This window comes from Hallerella sp., assembly GCF_022776125.1.
Lineage (GTDB): Bacteria > Fibrobacterota > Fibrobacteria > Fibrobacterales > Fibrobacteraceae > Hallerella > Hallerella succinigenes.
The window spans coordinates 1-15,118 of the sequence record NZ_JALFIA010000022.1; the positions used below are offsets into that span (position 1 = coordinate 1).

Here is a 15,118-nt window from a genome sequence, read left to right on the forward strand (position 1 = left end):
CAAGGTTGGCAAGGTGAACGTGGACGAACAGGAAGAACTCGCCGCCCAGTTCCGCGTATCGAGCATTCCGACTCTGGTCGTGATCAAGGACGGCAAGGTCACGAACAGCTCTGTCGGTGTGCAGCCTAAGGCTCAGATTCTCGCCATGATCTAATTCGAATTCATTCTCCAAAGCAACGCACCTTTTTTGTATATATTGCAAAGAAGGTGTTTGTTTATGAATACAGCTCCAGTCCGTTTAATTGTGGATAGGCTCCCGTTTTGGAGCAAACTTTCGGCTAGTGAAAAGACGGTGGTTTCGGAACGTTCCGTAATCAAGTATTTTGCAAAAGGCGATCTCGTGAGCAGCAACGGTTCCGCGTGTCTCGGCATTGTTTTTATTTTGGACGGCGAAATCCGTGTAAGCATGACTTCGGAAGATGCACGCGAAATTACGCTGTACCGCGCTGAAAAGGACGAGCTTTGCGTTTCCACGGCGTCTTGCGTGATTCACCAGCTGACCTTTGAAACGGAAGTCTCGGCGGTCAAGGATACGACGGTGCTCGTCGTTCCCGCTTCCATCTGTGGACAGCTGATGGAGTCGAACATCCACGTGAAGGCTCTGGTCTTTGAAAAAGAAACGGAACGTTTTTCGCAAACACTCTGGGCTTTGCAGATGATGCTTTTCAAAAAGTTCGATCAGCGCCTGGCTTCTTACTTTGTGGCCGCCTATGAAAAGAGTGGAAAGCTTGAAATTCAAAAGACGCAAGAAGAAATCGCTCGCGATGTAAATTCTGCCCGAGAGGTTGTCGCTCGCATGCTCCGAGAATTTTCCGCGAAGGGCCTTGTAAACGTAAAACGAGGTGCGATTCATTTCCTCGATATAGAAGGCCTAAAAAAGATAGGATCGTCTCCTCGCTCCTCGTTATGACACAGCGGACTGTCAATGCGAGACGCCCAAAATGTCATTGCGAGCGAAGCCATCAGCAGCTAGCCACGATCTGGTTTTCGATAAGGGTGAAACTAAGCGACTCGTTTGCCCAGACGACGCAGTTCTTGATGTTCACGAATCTGAGCGAGCAGTTGTCGCCGAGATCCACGTTCGGTCCTATGGTGCAGTTTTCGAGCTTCACGTTTTTGCCGATGTGGCAGGGCGGAATAATCTTGGTGCCGGGGAAGTGGAAGTTCGCGCTGTTGTCGTTCTTGCTCAGCATAATCGAATTCGTATCGATCAGCGTTTCCGGGAGTCCGCAGTCGAGCCAGCGTTCCACTGGAGCAGTTTTGAATTTGCAACCGGCTTCGATCATCATCTGCAGGGCGTCGGTCAGCTGGATTTCGCCGTTCGAGCGAATGTCTTTTGAAATCATTTTGCGAAGTGCCTTGCGGAGTTCGGCGGTATCCTTGATGTAATAGATACCGACGATGGCTTCGTCGCTTACGTAAGTTTGCGGCTTTTCGACGAGTTCAGTGATTTCGCCCTTTTCGTTCGTAACGGCGACGCCAAAGCGGCGAGGATCCGAAACTTTGTACGTGTAAAGGACATTGTCTTCGGCGAATTCAAGCTGGGCAAGGTCCGCTTCAAAGAGCGTGTCTCCGAGAATGATCAGCAACGGTTCTCCGTCGTTCACATAGGGGAGTCCGCGGGCGATCGCTTCGCCAAGGCCCTGCGGGTTCATTTGCAACACGACACGCGTGTTTCCCCATTCCGGTTTCTTTTCCAGATATTCTTGGATCTTTTCCGCCTTGTATCCGGCAATAAAGATGGTTTCTTTGGGGGTAAGACGATTGGCGTCTTCCACAATCCAATCGATAATCGTTTTACCGCCCACAGGTAACAGGCACTTGGGCAATTCGTTGGTGTAAGGGCGCAGTCTAACGCCTTTACCGGCAATGGGTAGAATAATCTTCATGGATTTTTCTTCAAAATTAGGAAAAACTTACAAATTAAAAGATAACTTTTTCGTAACGATTTGTAAATGTAAATAAAAGGGATTTGTACACCCATAGTGATATCCCACACTCGGAATATGGGGCAAATATTCTTATTTATTAAACAAATAGGGAAAACCGCATGGGAATAAGGGTATCCTGCAAAAAAAGAAGGCTCGCCAATCGGCGAGCCTTCGCTCATTTCAAACTCTAACTTTTGAAATTAGAAGCTGAATACGGTTTCGAGGCCGAAGCGCAGAGCGGTGTCGTCTTCGTTGTCCTGCATTGCGATGTCAACCATACCGAACGCTGTGATTTCGAGGTTTTCGACCGGGCTGATGTAGAAGCGGCCACCGACATCGAGAGTCGCTTCATCTTCTTTGTCGTCGTCGAGGGTATGCGTGTGATATTCAACCGGGATACCGATCTTGATGAATTCAGCAAATTTGAATGCCGGTTCGCCATAGAGGAAAAAATATTCCTGGAAGTCCTTTTCTGCTTCGATGTGGCCGTCTTCAGCTTCGTCGATGAAGGCATAGAAGGCGGTGGTCTTGATATTGAACATGCCAATTTCGAAGGTCGGTTCGGCCAAGATCGTGTGAGCAGTGGAGGTCATGTCCACATTCTTCTTAACGTCGCCGTCGTCGGCGAGGTAGTCGGCATGGAAGCCGTAAACAGCGCGGAAGCCGAAGCCGCCGATGTTCAAGCCGGCGTCAACACCAGCGTGGAGTTCGTTGTGCTGAGTGGACTGGAAGCTCTTATAGTTGACATACGGACGGAGGTGCTGACCGGCGTAGTCGAATTCGTAAGCTGCGTGAACGCTGTAGTTTTTGCCTTCGCCGTTAGCGCAGAGAGGGTTTTCTTTCTCGCCGTCATCGGCGCAGATGGAGTAGGTGTCATTATCGCCTCGACCGAAGCCCAAACCGAGTTGGAGACCAGCAAGGTCAACTTCGAGACCGCGAATGTCACGTTCGGTCATGCCAGCGGCGTCATCAGTCGGATCATCATAACCGTAGTAAGCCTGGAATGCACCTTCCGAGAAGGTGAGGTCTCCAAGCTTCACCGCGAAGAAGTTGGCTGGCTTGTACTGGATGAATGCGCCATTGTAGATGGAAGCCGGAGAGGTGGTTTCACCGTCCGCTTCAAGACCCACAAATGCAGACCACTTTTCGTTGAACTGAACGTCGACGTTCAGATCGAAGGTAGAAGCATAGGAATGTTCGAGGTCGTCGTCATTGATGACGTCGCCCGTGTAAATATCAAATTCAGCCATGCCGGAGAACTTCACTTCCATCTTTGCTTTGGAAGTGCCTTCGTTCATGCTAGCCTTGAGAATGTCGAGAGCGCTGCCGGCAGCGGCAGAAACTTCGCCCTTTTCTTCAGACTTGTTATCGGCTTTCTTGGCTTCTTCGGCCTTCTTGGCTTCTTCAGTCTTCTTGGCTTCTTCGGCCTTCTTGGCTTCTTCGGCCTTCTTGGCTTCTTCGGCCTTCTTGGCTTCTTCGGCCTTCTTGGCTTCTTCGGCCTTCATGGCTTCTTCGGCCTTCTTGGCTTCTTCGGCCTTCTTGGCTTCTTCGGCCTTCTTGGCTTCTTCAGCCTTCATGGCTTCTTCGGCCTTCTTGGCTTCTTCGGCCTTCTTGGCTTCTTCGGCCTTCTTGGCTTCTTCGGCCTTCTTGGCTTCTTCGGCCTTCATGGCTTCTTCAGCCTTCTTGGCTTCTTCGGCGGCCTTCACGGAATCCGCAACCGGAGCGGCAGCTTCTGCCTTCGGGGCTTCTGCGGTCTGTTCTGTTGCAGGGGCAGCAACCGGAGCAGCTTGAGCAAAGGCGCCGGCGGCAACGAGGCCGAGGACCAATGCGGATGTATAAATTTTGTTCATTCTAAACTCCTATGGTAGCTAAGGTTTATGATTTATTGTATGTTGCGATGAAATGTAGTATTTTCACAAAAAGTTTTACGGTCTAAATCAAGTTTCTTCCATTTTACTTGCGTTTTTGTAATTTAAAGCGTATTTAAGATGGGTATCCGCAATGATAGCCGGGAGTTTATATTTATGGGCATGAATACTTTCCTTGAATTAGCTCAGAAGCGATACAGTTGCCGCATTTTTATTGAAAAAACGGTTGAAGCCGAAAAATTACAGCTGGTTTTGGAAGCAGGCCGCATTGCGCCGACAGCGACCAACGCTCAGCCGGTCCGAGTCTTCGTTCTCAAGTCCGAGTCCGCCCTCTCGAAGATCCGCAAAGCAACCCCAATGGCTTACAATGCTCCGGTCGTCCTCATGGTCTGCTACGACTCGTCGATCAGCTACAGAGCAAGCAAGTACAACGATCCGCACGACAGCGGCTACGAAGATGGCAGCATCGTGACGACACACATGATGCTCGAAGCCAAAGACCTGGGACTTGATACGCTTTGGGCCCGCGGTTTTAACGCTCAAGACATCGAAAAGGCATTCGACCTTCCTCCGCAGATGAAGCTCGTTTGCCTGTTGGACGTCGGATACGCAGATCCGGAACGTGGCAATCCTAGCCCGCGTCACAGCCAGCGCATTCCGATGGAGGAATTCTCGCAGGAACTTTGATGCCGTTGAATCCAAGCCTAATGAAAGACGTCGAAAAACATCCGCTCAAACCTTTTTTGCCGAAGAATGCCAAGCTTTTGATGCTTGGCAGTTTTCCGCCTCCGCAAAAACGTTGGTGCATGCACTTTTACTATCCGAATTTCATCAACGATATGTGGCGCATTTTGGGGAAGGTTTTTTTTGATGACAGGGATTACTTTGTACTTAAAGAAAAGAAGTCGTTTGACAAAGAAAAGATCATCGACTTTTTGAATACGGCAGGGATTGGAATCTATGATACCGCGATAGAAGTCAGACGCTTAAAGGGGAACGCCTCGGACGCTTTTCTCGAAGTGGTGAAGCCGACCGATGTGAAGGGAATGCTGACAAAACTTTCACAGTGTAAGGCCGTGGTGACGACAGGAACGCTCGCGACAAAGACTTTGTGCGAAATGCTTGGTGCAGAAGAACCTGATGTCGGCGGAAGAAGCCCGTTCAGGCTCGGAAATCGCGAGCTTTTTTTGTACCGCACCCCGAGTTCCAGCCGCGCGTATCCGCTTGCCTTTGAGAAGAAAGTGGAAGCCTACAGGAAGATGTTTTCTGAACTTGGAATGGGACTTTCAAAATATGAATTAACCATTCTGCAGTAAAGCTTCCTTTCTGATTCTCTGATCATTGCCCATGGTTTATTGTTTAGAATTGGAAATAGATAAACGGTGGGGAGTCTGCGCTCGAGAACTGGTAGATTACAAAGCACGCGACGACGGCAAAGGCGATCATAGCCCAAACCGGCAGGTGGCAAAAGACCATTCTGTACCAACGCTTGAAATGATTCGGTAACCAGTGAATGGCCATGCCGAGCAAGAACACAAGAATTATCGAAAGATGCGCAAAAGCCTGCTGCGGTACAATCGAAAGATCCCACGGGCTTCCGATCTGGTGAATCATATTGCGAGCGGTTTCCCAGGCGACTTCGTTTGCTTCTGCAGGGTCCAAATTGGAGCCGGCGCGGAAGAAAAGACGCGTAGATGTAATGAACACGAACGTGAGCAGTACATTCCATGCATAACGGAGCTTAGGCAAAGATCTGGTCGCGAAAAGATTGTAAATCATGTTCGCATAAATGCCAAAGAAAATCACGCCGCACCAGACAGCCGCAATGCCAAAGGCAGGTTCAAAGTGATATTTGCAAGCGATGATCGCCGCCGCGGTAATCACGAACATCAAAATGGCGCGGACTTCAATCTTTTGTTTGCTCCACTGCGTGTTTGCAATCATGCCAAGACCATTTAAGCCGCCCCAAATAATAAAGTTCCAACTCGCACCGTGCCAAAGACCGCCCATAAGCTGCGTAATCATCGCATTCATGTGCTTCGAAATCGTTTTGCGGGAATCCGGCTTAAAGTAAGCCCAAAGCCCCAAGGACAGGTACAGTACACCGAGTGCCGACGCCACCCAAACACTTCCCGACAGCATAATCGCAATCGCCGAAATTACCGCAGTCCAGAAGAACGTGCCGAATCCCGATCCGCGGTTACCGCCGAGAGGAATGTAAATGTAGTCGCGGAGCCAGCGGGAAAGCGACATGTGCCAACGGTGCCAGAATTCCGCCGGCTTGTCTGCCTTGTATGGGGAATTAAAGTTTTGCGGCAGGTGGAATCCCATAAGCAGCGCCACACCCGTCGCAATGTCCGTGTAACCGGAGAAGTCGGCGTACACCTGCAGCGAATAGGCGAAGAGCGCGAGGAAGTTTTCAAAGCCTGTAAAGAGGAGCGGTGTTTCAAAAACGCGGTCCACGAACTGGGTCGCCAAAAAATCGCTCATGATAATTTTTTTTGCAAGGCCGTTCAAAATCCAGAACATGGCCATGCCGAATTCATGATGCGAAAGGAAGAATTTGCGGTGCAACTGCGGAATGAATTTGTCGGCACGGATGATTGGGCCGGCCACAAGCTGTGGGAAGAACGTTAAGTAAAAACCAAAATCAAAAAGGTTCGTGATAGCGGGAACGCTTTTTTTGTAAACGTCCACGCAATAGCTGATCGCTTGGAACGTGAAGAACGAAATGCCCACCGGGAGAATGATCTGGTCCACGAGGGATTGCGTTTTGAAAATGGAATTGCTCGCCGCGGCAAAGAAGTTGTAAACCTTTAGGTTAATGCCGAACAGCTGATGCAAAACATCGAGAAAAAAGTAGGCGTACTTAAAGAATCCGAGCGTTAAAAGATCAATGACGACAAGCGAAACGAGAAGAGCTATCTTGCGCTTGCTCTGCTCCATTTTGTACAACAGGCGTCCGCCGAAAAAATTGACGACAACGCAAAATACAAGCAGAACGAGATAGCTTCCGCTGGTTTTATAATAGAAGAAAAGACTTGCAAAGAAAAGGAACGCATTCCGCAGCATCACCTTGCTGTGTAAAAAAGTGAACAGCGCAAAGATGACCGCGAAGAACGCCCAAAAATAGAACTGTGTAAAGATCAGCGGCTTCGACGGGTCAAATAGGAAAATGCTTTGAAGAAGGCTCGTGATATCGGTCATTTTTTTGCCTTCCGTTTAGGGGATTTTTTAGCCGGTTGAGTCGTCAGATTTTTCGCAGGCAAATTCTTCGGTATCACGGTCACCTTGGGTGCTTCCGGGCGAAGAACTTCTTGCAGGGCGTCGTAAAAGAGATCGCCTAATAGTTCATAGCCTGCATTCTTAAAATGGACGTGATCTTTTTTCGCATAATCGGCGATGTACCACTTTTCCATCGATTTGAATCCACCCATTACCCCAAACATGTCCCAGAAGCCGCCCTTGTATTTTTTGGCGAGCTGTTTGCATGCTTCGACGACGAGAAGACCGTTCAAATTCGGCTCGTTCGTCTTTGTGTAAAAGTTGTCGTTGTTTGACATAAAGAGGAATGCCGCTTTGGGAGAAACCTTTCGAATGCGGCTAATCAATGTGTCGTACCGCGCCTTGAAAAGTTCCGGGTCAAAGTTCTCGACATTTGCATCGTTCACGCCGATGGCGAAAATCACAAGGTCCGGGCGTGAAAAGAGCAGGTCGTTTTCAAAATGTTCAAGCGAAAGATACGCTTCGAGGTCTGCGCCGTTTACCCCGATCGAATTGTACGTGAGCCCAGGAACGGTATCCGAAAGCAGAATCCCGGTGAGCGTAAAGGCGGGCTGCGTCTTCAAGAAGCTCGTGTCTGCAAAGAGCGAATCCTGACCGAGGGAATCGAGCGTCGACAGTGTATCGCGCAGCTTTTTTTCGGCGAGGGAATCTTTCCAGGGGAATGTGAGAATTAAAGAATCCGCGCGGCGGGGAAGCGTGAATGTGTAGCTGTTCGACAGCGTATCGTGCTTTCCGAAGTAATGCGTGCCGTTCGAATCGAGCTGTAAAACCGGTTCAATGGAATCGTTCGAAGTTCCAAAGACGCGGACATGGGTAAAGTACCAGAATTTTTGATCCGGTATGCGGCTGTCGAGCACGATGCGCACTTCGGCGTCGGGGTCGATCGTGGTGATTTCAAAGCCCATCGCTCCGAGTTTGACTTTGCGCTCCTTGTAAACGCTGCGGAGCCATTTGAAGTGGCCCTTGCGGCGCGAGGCGTAGCTTATGGGCGTGTTGGTGCGCGCCGCCGTGTACGGAAAAACAAAACCTCTGCTGGCTGCGGGGAGTTTTAGGTTTTGAAGCAAATGGACGCGGACTCGGTTCGAAATCACATCCGCCTGAATGTGGGATCCGCCCAGATGTAAAATATTGATGTTTCCCTTTCCCGTATAAACGAGCGAGTCGAGCTTGCGCAAGAAAGGAACATAGGAAATATTCCCACCCGGGAATTCGATGTGATTCTTGGACGTGTCAATCGGCAGATTCACCGTTGGAATCGTGTCTGCAAAAAGAGACGCGCTCAGAGCGAGAAGGCAGAGAAGCGCGCGGATCATCATTCGACAGCTCCAAAGTCGTCATCTTCCGGAGCGTCTTCGATCGGCGTCAAAACGAGTGTGTCGTTCTGCTTGACCAGGGTGTCGCTTTTTTTGATGAGCGTGTCGGCTTCATTTTTAGAGCTGTCGGCAAAGGCGTGGATTTCGTTCAGCTTGCTCGAATCGATTCCGTGCTTTTCGCGGAACAGGTAATAGTCGTAGTGCAACTTGAGAGCGTTGTACAAGAGCTTGCCCATGTGAGAGGCGCCGTTCCGTGTAAAGTGAATGTAGTCCGGACCGCCGAGCTTTTGCTTGACCCACGAAATCATCGCATTGTGGCTTCCCATGACGCGGTACATGTCCCAATAGGCGCAGCCGTTTCGCAGAGCGATTTCGCGGATCTTATCGATCGTCATCGTGAGAGCGGGGAAGCTTGTCCACTTGCCGTTGATTTTTTTTGACATGTCCGCAGGGCCGATGAAGAGAATGTCGGCATCCGGTGCAACGGCCTGGAGAGCCTTGATCTGCTTTTCGAGAACGCGTTCGACCCAGTCGAGGTTCGACTTGTTGACGCTCGGTACAAGGTTTCCACCGTATTCCATGATGATGAGCTTAGCGTTCATCGCTTCGAGGGACGCGCCTAAAAGTTCACCGTTCATCTTGGTGAAGATGGTGCCCGAGCTGCCGCGCATGGCGACGTTATCAACGGCGACACCGCTTTCACCGTCTAATGAAATCGTGTACAGGTCCGCGTTCCCGCGCACGGTCAGGTTCACCGATTCCGTCACATGCTGAAGGTCCCACGTGTAAACGGAAAGCCCGGGGAACGTTTCCACGGCCGGTTCGAGCGCAAGGAACTTTTGGGAACGTTCTTTGTACTCATCGGGCAAGGAATCTTGGCGGATCGTGTCGATGACGGTTGCGGTATAGATGAGTTTGGTTTTGAGGTTTGCCTTGTTCGCGAGCAAGCGGACCTTTTGGAATTTTCCGGCGAGCGGATAACCCTTTTGATGCAAGCTCTTTTTAAAGGTGAACGTGGCGGAGCCCCGCAGTTCCGTGACCTGGGCTAGCGGGCCGTATTTGTTGTGGCGTGCGTGTTCTTCGACAGGCCCAAAAATGCGGTGACGAGAAAGGTTCCCGATGCTGTGACTGTTCAGAACGTAAGAAGGGATGTCCGCGAGGGGAGAAACCATGCCGGGACCTGAACCGCCCCAAAGAGCCTGCAAAGGTTCGCGGACAGCCGCCGTGATGCGGTCACCTTCGAGTTGCGAATCTCCGTAGTGCACAATGTGAATGACCTTGCCCGAATCCTTCGCTTCTTGGAGACGCTTAAAGAAACGGTCAAACCAGGATGGGTCGTTGGCGGGGAAGTCAAAGCGTGTCGGCCCTTGGCGGAAGAACTCTTCGTAAAAGTTCAGGGAGTCCGCGTATTTGGTGAATTCCCGTGCGCGCGTTTCGGCGAGCATTTTGCGAATCTGTTCTTCGGGGTCGATTTGGGCTGTATCCGTTTTATCCGATTGGAATTCTTGAAGGGCTTCAAGAATCGAAGGAAAGCGCAGTGTAGAGTTACCGATTTGAACGCCGTCCCTCGGAAAAACGAGAGACAGCAGACCTAGTAACAGGAAAACGGCGGCTATCGAGAGGAACGTGCGACGAGGCGACATTCGACTTTAAGCCTTGATTTGGGCGATCTCTTCGAGAGAGCCTGCGCCTGAAGTTCCTGTGGTAAGGATCTTGTATTCGAAGCCGCCAGCCGGAGCCTTGTCGCCGTCCACATAGACGACTATCTTGGCGCCCTGGGCGTTCGCCTGTTCCATCTGTTTGCCGAGCTTTGCCGGTGCGAGCGGATGGTTCACGTTGAAGCCACGGCTGCGCAGTTCACTTGCGACCTGGAAAACCTTGTCCATGTCGTTTGCGAAGCTTGCGACAAAGAAGTCAAGAGACTGCTTGGAAGACGGCAAAAGCCCGCGTTCTTCGAGGAGATTTGCAAGCACGACATCACCCATGCCGAAGCCCACGCCTGGAACCTTCTGGCCGCCGAGCTTTTCGGTGAGGCTGTCGTAACGTCCACCGCCTGCAATCGCGCGCATGGATTTGCCCTTGTCGTAAACTTCAAAGACAATGCCCGTGTAATAGGCGAGACCGCGCACAATCGAAAGGTCGAGCGCTACGGATTCTGCAACGCCAGCGGCTTCAAGAGTCTTGAACAGATGACGGATTTCGTCGAGGGCCGCCTTCGATTCTTCGCTCGAAATCTTGGATGCGACTTCGTCGATGCCCTTGGAATCCATGAAGTCGTCGAGTTTCTTCGTCTGTTCCGCAGAAAGACCTGCAGCGGCGAGTTCCGCATAAAAATCGTCCTTGCCGATCTTCAAACGGCGGTCGAGAACCGGGTAAACCTTGGAAGTGTCGGCAACGCCGATTTCAGCGAGAAAGACGTTCAAAAGTTTGCGGCTCGAAACGCCAATGCAGAAGTCGTCTGCCTTGAGACCGAAGTCCTTGAGCATGGATGCGATTGCGGAAAGAAGATCCGCTTCGGCGTAAATGCTTTCCGTTCCGATGATGTCCAGGTTCAACTGGAAGAATTCGCGGAGACGGCCCTTCTGCGCCTTTTCGTAGCGGAAGAGTCTCGGAAGGCTGAACCACTTGAACGGTTTGCGGAGGGAGTTGCCTTTTTGAATCACGAGGCGGGCGAGCGTCGGCGTCATTTCCGGACGGAGTGCAATGTGGCGGTCGCCTTTGTCCATGAAGTCGTAAAGCTGGCTTACGATTTCGTCACCGGATTTGCCGGTGTAAAGTTCGAGATGTTCGAACATCGGGCCTTCGTATTCTTCGTATCCGAAACGGAGAGCCGCCTTGCGCCAGGTGTCAAAGATGTAGTTCTGAATCCGCATGGATTCCGGATAAAAATCACGGGTTCCCTTTGGCAGGGGAGGAGTTTGCATTTTAGAGTTACTCATACGCCCGCAAAGGTAGTAAAATGGGCTCCAAAAACGCTTATAATTTTCTATCTTTTGGGTCAAATGACGGGACAATCTAAACCAGAAATTTTGCTTGTGAACGATGACGGATTTGAAAGTCCGTTTCTCGTGCACTTAGCGACAGCCCTTTCGGAACTGGCAAACGTCCATGTTGTCGCTCCGGCGACGGAACAGAGCGGTGTTTCGCATTCGTTTCAGGGCTTTCACGGTCATGAGCTGAAAAAGGTTCCTGGCGATTTTCCGTTTGAATTCCACACGCTCACAGGCACGCCTTCGGACTGTACCAAGTTCGCTCTCACGTACCTGTACCGCGATCTTCCGATCGAATGCGTCTTTTCGGGCCCGAACAAGGGCGAAAATGCGGGGGTTTCTTCCCTGTATTCGGGAACGGTCGCTGGCGCCCGTGAAGCGGCGCTCTGGGGTTTTCCGAGCCTTGCGCTTTCGCTCTGCTACGATGCGACGGAAACGATGGAAAAGGAACTGCTCCGTTTTGCCGTGGAAGTCGTGGACAAAAAGCTTTATTCCCGGATTCCGGCGCATACATTCTGGAATGTGAACTTTCCGGACGAAAATCAGTCGAAGTTCAAGGGCTTTAAGGCGGCGGGTCAGGGCATTTCCATGTTCACCGACCATTATGAACTGAAAGATGGCAGGTATTATCTTTCGGGTGCGAAGGTTCCGGAACGTTTTGCGGTGAATTCGGACGATTTGCTCCTTTCGCAGGGCTATGCGACTATCTCCCCGATGACTATCGACCAGACTCTCCAAAGCGGGCTCGTTCCAGTACAGCAGGTCGTCAACAAGTTTTTTATTCGATAAACAACTAAGGAAAATAAATGGCTGAAGATAACATCAAATTAACCCCGGGCACACATTACGAGTCCCTCATCGAACGGGATATGCAGGACTGCTATCTGCGTTACTCGATGAGCGTGATTGTGGCTCGCGCCCTCCCGGACGTGCGTGACGGTATGAAACCCGTTCACCGCCGCGTTCTGTACGCGATGCACAAGCTCGGTCTGACATCGGACAAGGCGACGATGAAGTCGGCTCGTATCGTGGGTGAAGTCATCGGTAAATACCATCCGCATGGCGATGCTGCTGCTTACGATACGCTTGTTCGTATGGCTCAGGACTTCTCGCTCCGCTATCCTCTCGTCCGCGGCCAGGGTAACTTCGGTTCCGTCGACGGCGACAGCGCAGCTGCAATGCGTTATACGGAAGCCAAGATGAGCCGTTTTGGCGAAATGATGCTCGAAGACCTCGAAAAGGAAACGGTCGATATGGGCAAGAACTACGATGAAACTCTCGATGAGCCTCTCGTACTTCCTGCTGCATTCCCGAACCTTCTCGTGAACGGTTCCTCGGGTATTGCCGTCGGTATGGCGACGAACATTCCGCCGCACAACCTGGGTGAAGTCGTTCAGGCAATCCACGCCTACTGTGCAAACAATGATATCACCGGTGAAGAACTTTTGAATTACGTGGCAGGTCCGGACTTCCCGACAGGTGGAATCATCTGCGGTAAGGCTGGCATCCGTGAAGCTTATCTCACGGGCCACGGCAAGATCCGCGTGCGTGCCCGCGTCGATATCGAAAAGGATGCGAAGGGACGTGAACGTTTGATCATCAGCGAAATCCCGTACATGGTGAACAAGGCGATGCTCGTGAAGAACATGGCCGACCTTGTCCGCGACAAGAGAATCGACGGTATCAGCGATATCCGCGATGAATCTGACCGTGACGGTATGCGTGTTGTCGTCGATATCAAGCGCGATTTCCAGGGCGATATTGTTCTGAACAATTTGTACAAGTACACGCAGCTCCAGGATACGTTCAGCATCTACAACCTGGCTCTCGTGAACCGCACGCAGCCGACGCTCCTTACTCTCAAGGACATGATCCGCCACTATGTGGATCACCGCTTGGAAGTGGTTTTGCGCCGCACCCAGTTTGAACTCCGCAAGGCTCAGGCCCGTATGCACATTTTGGAAGCGCTTCGCATCGCTTGCAACAATGTGGACGAAGTCGTCGCCATCATCCGCGGATCGAACAGCACTGACGAAGCGAAGCAGAAACTCTGCGCCCGCTTCTCGTTCGACGACATTCAGGCTCAGGCCATCGTGGATATGCAGCTCAAGCGTCTCACCGGCCTCGAAATCGAAAAACTCGAAGCCGAATACCATCAGCTTGTGGAAACGGTCAAGGACTTGGAAGACATCATCGCTCGCAAGGAGCGTCGTGTTCAGATCGTTCTCGATTCCCTCGATGCGATTTCAGCGAAGTACGGTGACAAGCGTCGTACCTCGATCGAGGCAGCCGTCGCCGATTACGATTCCGAAGATTTGATCCCGGAAGAAGAACAGGTGATTACGCTCAGCCGCGAAGGTTACATTAAGCGCCTTCCGATCGATACGTTCAAGGCTCAGAACCGCGGCGGTAAGGGCATTATCGGTGCAGGCCTCAAGGATCAGGATAACATCCAGTCGATCTTTACGTCGAGCACGCACAGCTTCCTGCTCGTGTTTACGAACAAGGGCCGGGCTTACTGGACAAAGGTTTACCATCTGCCGGAAGGTACTCGCAACGGTAAGGGCCGTCCGATTGTGAACTTTGTAAACCTCTCGAACGGCGAAAAGGTTTCGGCGATTGTGCCGGTGCGCAAGTTCGGCGGTTACAACTGCCTCATGTTCGTCACCAAGAACGGTGTCGTGAACAAGATGGACTTGAAGCTCTTTGCAAACCCGCGTCGTTCCGGTGTGAATGCGATTACTCTCGATGAAGATGACGAACTCGTAAAGGTCGTTCTCGTCGGTGTGACCGCGGAACAGATGGAAGCTGCGGCCCGTGGCGAAGAAGTCGAAGTCGAAACCGCAGAAAATGCAGAAGCTCCGGAAACGGAAGAAACAGACGTCGAAGGCTCCGACGAACCGGTCGATAGCTCGAATATGGCGAAGGACTTGATGATGATCGCGACAAAGAAGGGTCAGGCTTTGACCTTCCCGATCACCGGTCTCCGCACGATGGGACGTGGCACTCACGGTGTCCGCGGTATCCGTCTTGCCGAAGGCGATGAAGTCATTGGCATGTTCTGGCTCAAGAGCGATCGCAAGGTTTTGACCGTGAGCGAAAACGGTTATGCCAAGCGTTCCGAACCGGCTGCTTACCGTATCACGCGCCGTGGCGGTAAGGGCGTTCGCAACTTGAACATTACCGATAAGACGGGTGAAGTTGTCTATGTGGACAGCGTCGTCGACGATTACGATTTGATCATCACCAGCCGCGAAGGCCAGGTAATCCGTATCCCGGTCGACAGTATCCGTTTGACGGGTCGTGTTTCCCAGGGCGTGAAGGCGATTACGCTCGCCGAAAAGGATAAGGTCCAGGACGCAACCGCTCTGCCGAGCGATGACGATTTGGAACAGGAAAGTATCGAAGGCCAGTCCGAAGCGGCTGAAACCGAAGGTACACTCCCGGAAGAACCTTCCGAAGAATCTGAAGCTCAGGAAAACTCCGAAGCCCAGAACAATTCGGAAGACGCTCCGCAGAACTAATCCTTTTGAAAAGTTCAGGAAAAAGCTCGCTGCGATGCGGGCTTTTTTCGTTGTAGGGGAATTTTGGTTGAGAACGAAAGGCTTTGCTGCGAAAGATTTGCCGGCGTTGCAGTGAGCTGTTGTAAAATTTGACAACGGCAATTTCTGCGCAAACATCCTTTTGAAAATCGCCCAATTTATTTTATTCCAAAATGGAATCACAAAGGG

General features: G+C 51.3%; 12 protein-coding genes. 6 read left to right on the plus strand and 6 right to left on the minus strand.

Features of this window, described 5'->3' with window-relative positions; translation table 11 throughout:
* Positions 1 to 13 precede the first annotated feature (13 nt).
* The gene (locus tag MR847_RS03180) at positions 14 to 154 is read left to right on the plus strand and encodes a thioredoxin family protein (protein ID WP_287722584.1); all 141 of its coding nucleotides are present in this window, start codon (positions 14 to 16) and stop codon (positions 152 to 154) included.
* A gap of 63 nt (positions 155 to 217) precedes the next feature.
* Positions 218 to 910: a Crp/Fnr family transcriptional regulator gene (locus tag MR847_RS03185; RefSeq protein WP_287722925.1), complete on the plus strand. Its 693-nt coding sequence runs from the start codon at positions 218 to 220 to the stop codon at positions 908 to 910.
* A gap of 52 nt (positions 911 to 962) precedes the next feature.
* Here MR847_RS03185 and MR847_RS03190 read toward each other — a convergent pair whose 3' ends face one another.
* Positions 963 to 1,889, minus strand: coding sequence for a sugar nucleotidyltransferase (locus MR847_RS03190; protein WP_287722926.1), 927 nt, complete (start codon positions 1,887 to 1,889; stop codon positions 963 to 965).
* Between the two features lie 242 nt (positions 1,890 to 2,131).
* Entirely contained in the window at positions 2,132 to 3,781 is a 1,650-nt protein-coding gene (locus MR847_RS03195) for a hypothetical protein (RefSeq protein WP_287722927.1), read from the minus strand.
* 180 nt (positions 3,782 to 3,961) lie between these two features.
* Here MR847_RS03195 and MR847_RS03200 point away from each other — a divergent pair, with 180 nt between their 5' ends.
* On the plus strand, positions 3,962 to 4,486 hold the full coding sequence (locus MR847_RS03200; protein WP_100426863.1) for a nitroreductase family protein: 525 nt from the start codon (positions 3,962 to 3,964) through the stop codon (positions 4,484 to 4,486).
* Between the two features lie 20 nt (positions 4,487 to 4,506).
* A complete protein-coding gene (locus tag MR847_RS03205; protein WP_287722928.1) occupies positions 4,507 to 5,115 on the plus strand; it encodes a uracil-DNA glycosylase family protein in 609 nt (202 codons plus the stop codon).
* A 43-nt stretch (positions 5,116 to 5,158) separates the two neighbouring features.
* Here the strand turns inward: MR847_RS03205 and MR847_RS03210 are convergent, their stop codons facing one another.
* From MR847_RS03210 to hisS, 4 genes are read right to left on the minus strand one after another with little or no spacing between them, the layout of a single operon-like run.
* Positions 5,159 to 7,006: an MBOAT family O-acyltransferase gene (locus MR847_RS03210; protein WP_287722929.1), complete on the minus strand. Its 1,848-nt coding sequence runs from the start codon at positions 7,004 to 7,006 to the stop codon at positions 5,159 to 5,161.
* Positions 7,003 to 8,400 (minus strand): GDSL-type esterase/lipase family protein, encoded by a 1,398-nt coding sequence (locus tag MR847_RS03215; protein WP_287722930.1) that lies wholly within the window; start codon positions 8,398 to 8,400, stop codon positions 7,003 to 7,005. Before MR847_RS03215 ends, MR847_RS03210 begins: the two co-directional genes overlap by 4 nt.
* A complete protein-coding gene (locus tag MR847_RS03220; protein ID WP_277000373.1) occupies positions 8,397 to 10,040 on the minus strand; it encodes an SGNH/GDSL hydrolase family protein in 1,644 nt (547 codons plus the stop codon). The genes MR847_RS03215 and MR847_RS03220 overlap by 4 nt, the downstream gene beginning before the upstream one ends.
* Before the next feature lie 6 nt (positions 10,041 to 10,046).
* A complete protein-coding gene (gene hisS, locus MR847_RS03225) occupies positions 10,047 to 11,336 on the minus strand; it encodes a histidine--tRNA ligase (RefSeq protein ID WP_287722931.1) in 1,290 nt (429 codons plus the stop codon).
* A 63-nt stretch (positions 11,337 to 11,399) separates the two neighbouring features.
* Here hisS and surE point away from each other — a divergent pair, with 63 nt between their 5' ends.
* Together surE and gyrA are read left to right on the plus strand one after the other, a co-directional pair.
* Positions 11,400 to 12,176 (plus strand): 5'/3'-nucleotidase SurE, encoded by a 777-nt coding sequence (surE, locus tag MR847_RS03230; RefSeq protein WP_100426426.1) that lies wholly within the window; start codon positions 11,400 to 11,402, stop codon positions 12,174 to 12,176.
* 17 nt (positions 12,177 to 12,193) lie between these two features.
* The gene (gyrA, locus tag MR847_RS03235; protein WP_277000364.1) at positions 12,194 to 14,911 is read left to right on the plus strand and encodes a DNA gyrase subunit A; all 2,718 of its coding nucleotides are present in this window, start codon (positions 12,194 to 12,196) and stop codon (positions 14,909 to 14,911) included.
* The last annotated feature ends 207 nt before the right edge of the window (positions 14,912 to 15,118 follow it).

Excerpts from the sequence above, each read along its gene's own strand:
- MR847_RS03185 (WP_287722925.1), top strand. The coding sequence starts at position 218 with ATGAATACAGCTCCAGTCCGTTTAATTGTGGATAGGCTCCCGTTTTGG.
- MR847_RS03190 (WP_287722926.1), bottom strand. The coding sequence starts at position 1,889 with ATGAAGATTATTCTACCCATTGCCGGTAAAGGCGTTAGACTGCGCCCT.
- MR847_RS03195 (WP_287722927.1), bottom strand. The coding sequence starts at position 3,781 with ATGAACAAAATTTATACATCCGCATTGGTCCTCGGCCTCGTTGCCGCC.
- MR847_RS03200 (WP_100426863.1), top strand. The coding sequence starts at position 3,962 with ATGAATACTTTCCTTGAATTAGCTCAGAAGCGATACAGTTGCCGCATT.
- MR847_RS03205 (WP_287722928.1), top strand. The coding sequence starts at position 4,507 with ATGAAAGACGTCGAAAAACATCCGCTCAAACCTTTTTTGCCGAAGAAT.
- MR847_RS03210 (WP_287722929.1), bottom strand. The coding sequence starts at position 7,006 with ATGACCGATATCACGAGCCTTCTTCAAAGCATTTTCCTATTTGACCCG.
- MR847_RS03215 (WP_287722930.1), bottom strand. The coding sequence starts at position 8,400 with ATGATGATCCGCGCGCTTCTCTGCCTTCTCGCTCTGAGCGCGTCTCTT.
- MR847_RS03220 (WP_277000373.1), bottom strand. The coding sequence starts at position 10,040 with ATGTCGCCTCGTCGCACGTTCCTCTCGATAGCCGCCGTTTTCCTGTTA.
- hisS (WP_287722931.1), bottom strand. The coding sequence starts at position 11,336 with ATGAGTAACTCTAAAATGCAAACTCCTCCCCTGCCAAAGGGAACCCGT.
- surE (WP_100426426.1), top strand. The coding sequence starts at position 11,400 with ATGACGGGACAATCTAAACCAGAAATTTTGCTTGTGAACGATGACGGA.
- gyrA (WP_277000364.1), top strand. The coding sequence starts at position 12,194 with ATGGCTGAAGATAACATCAAATTAACCCCGGGCACACATTACGAGTCC.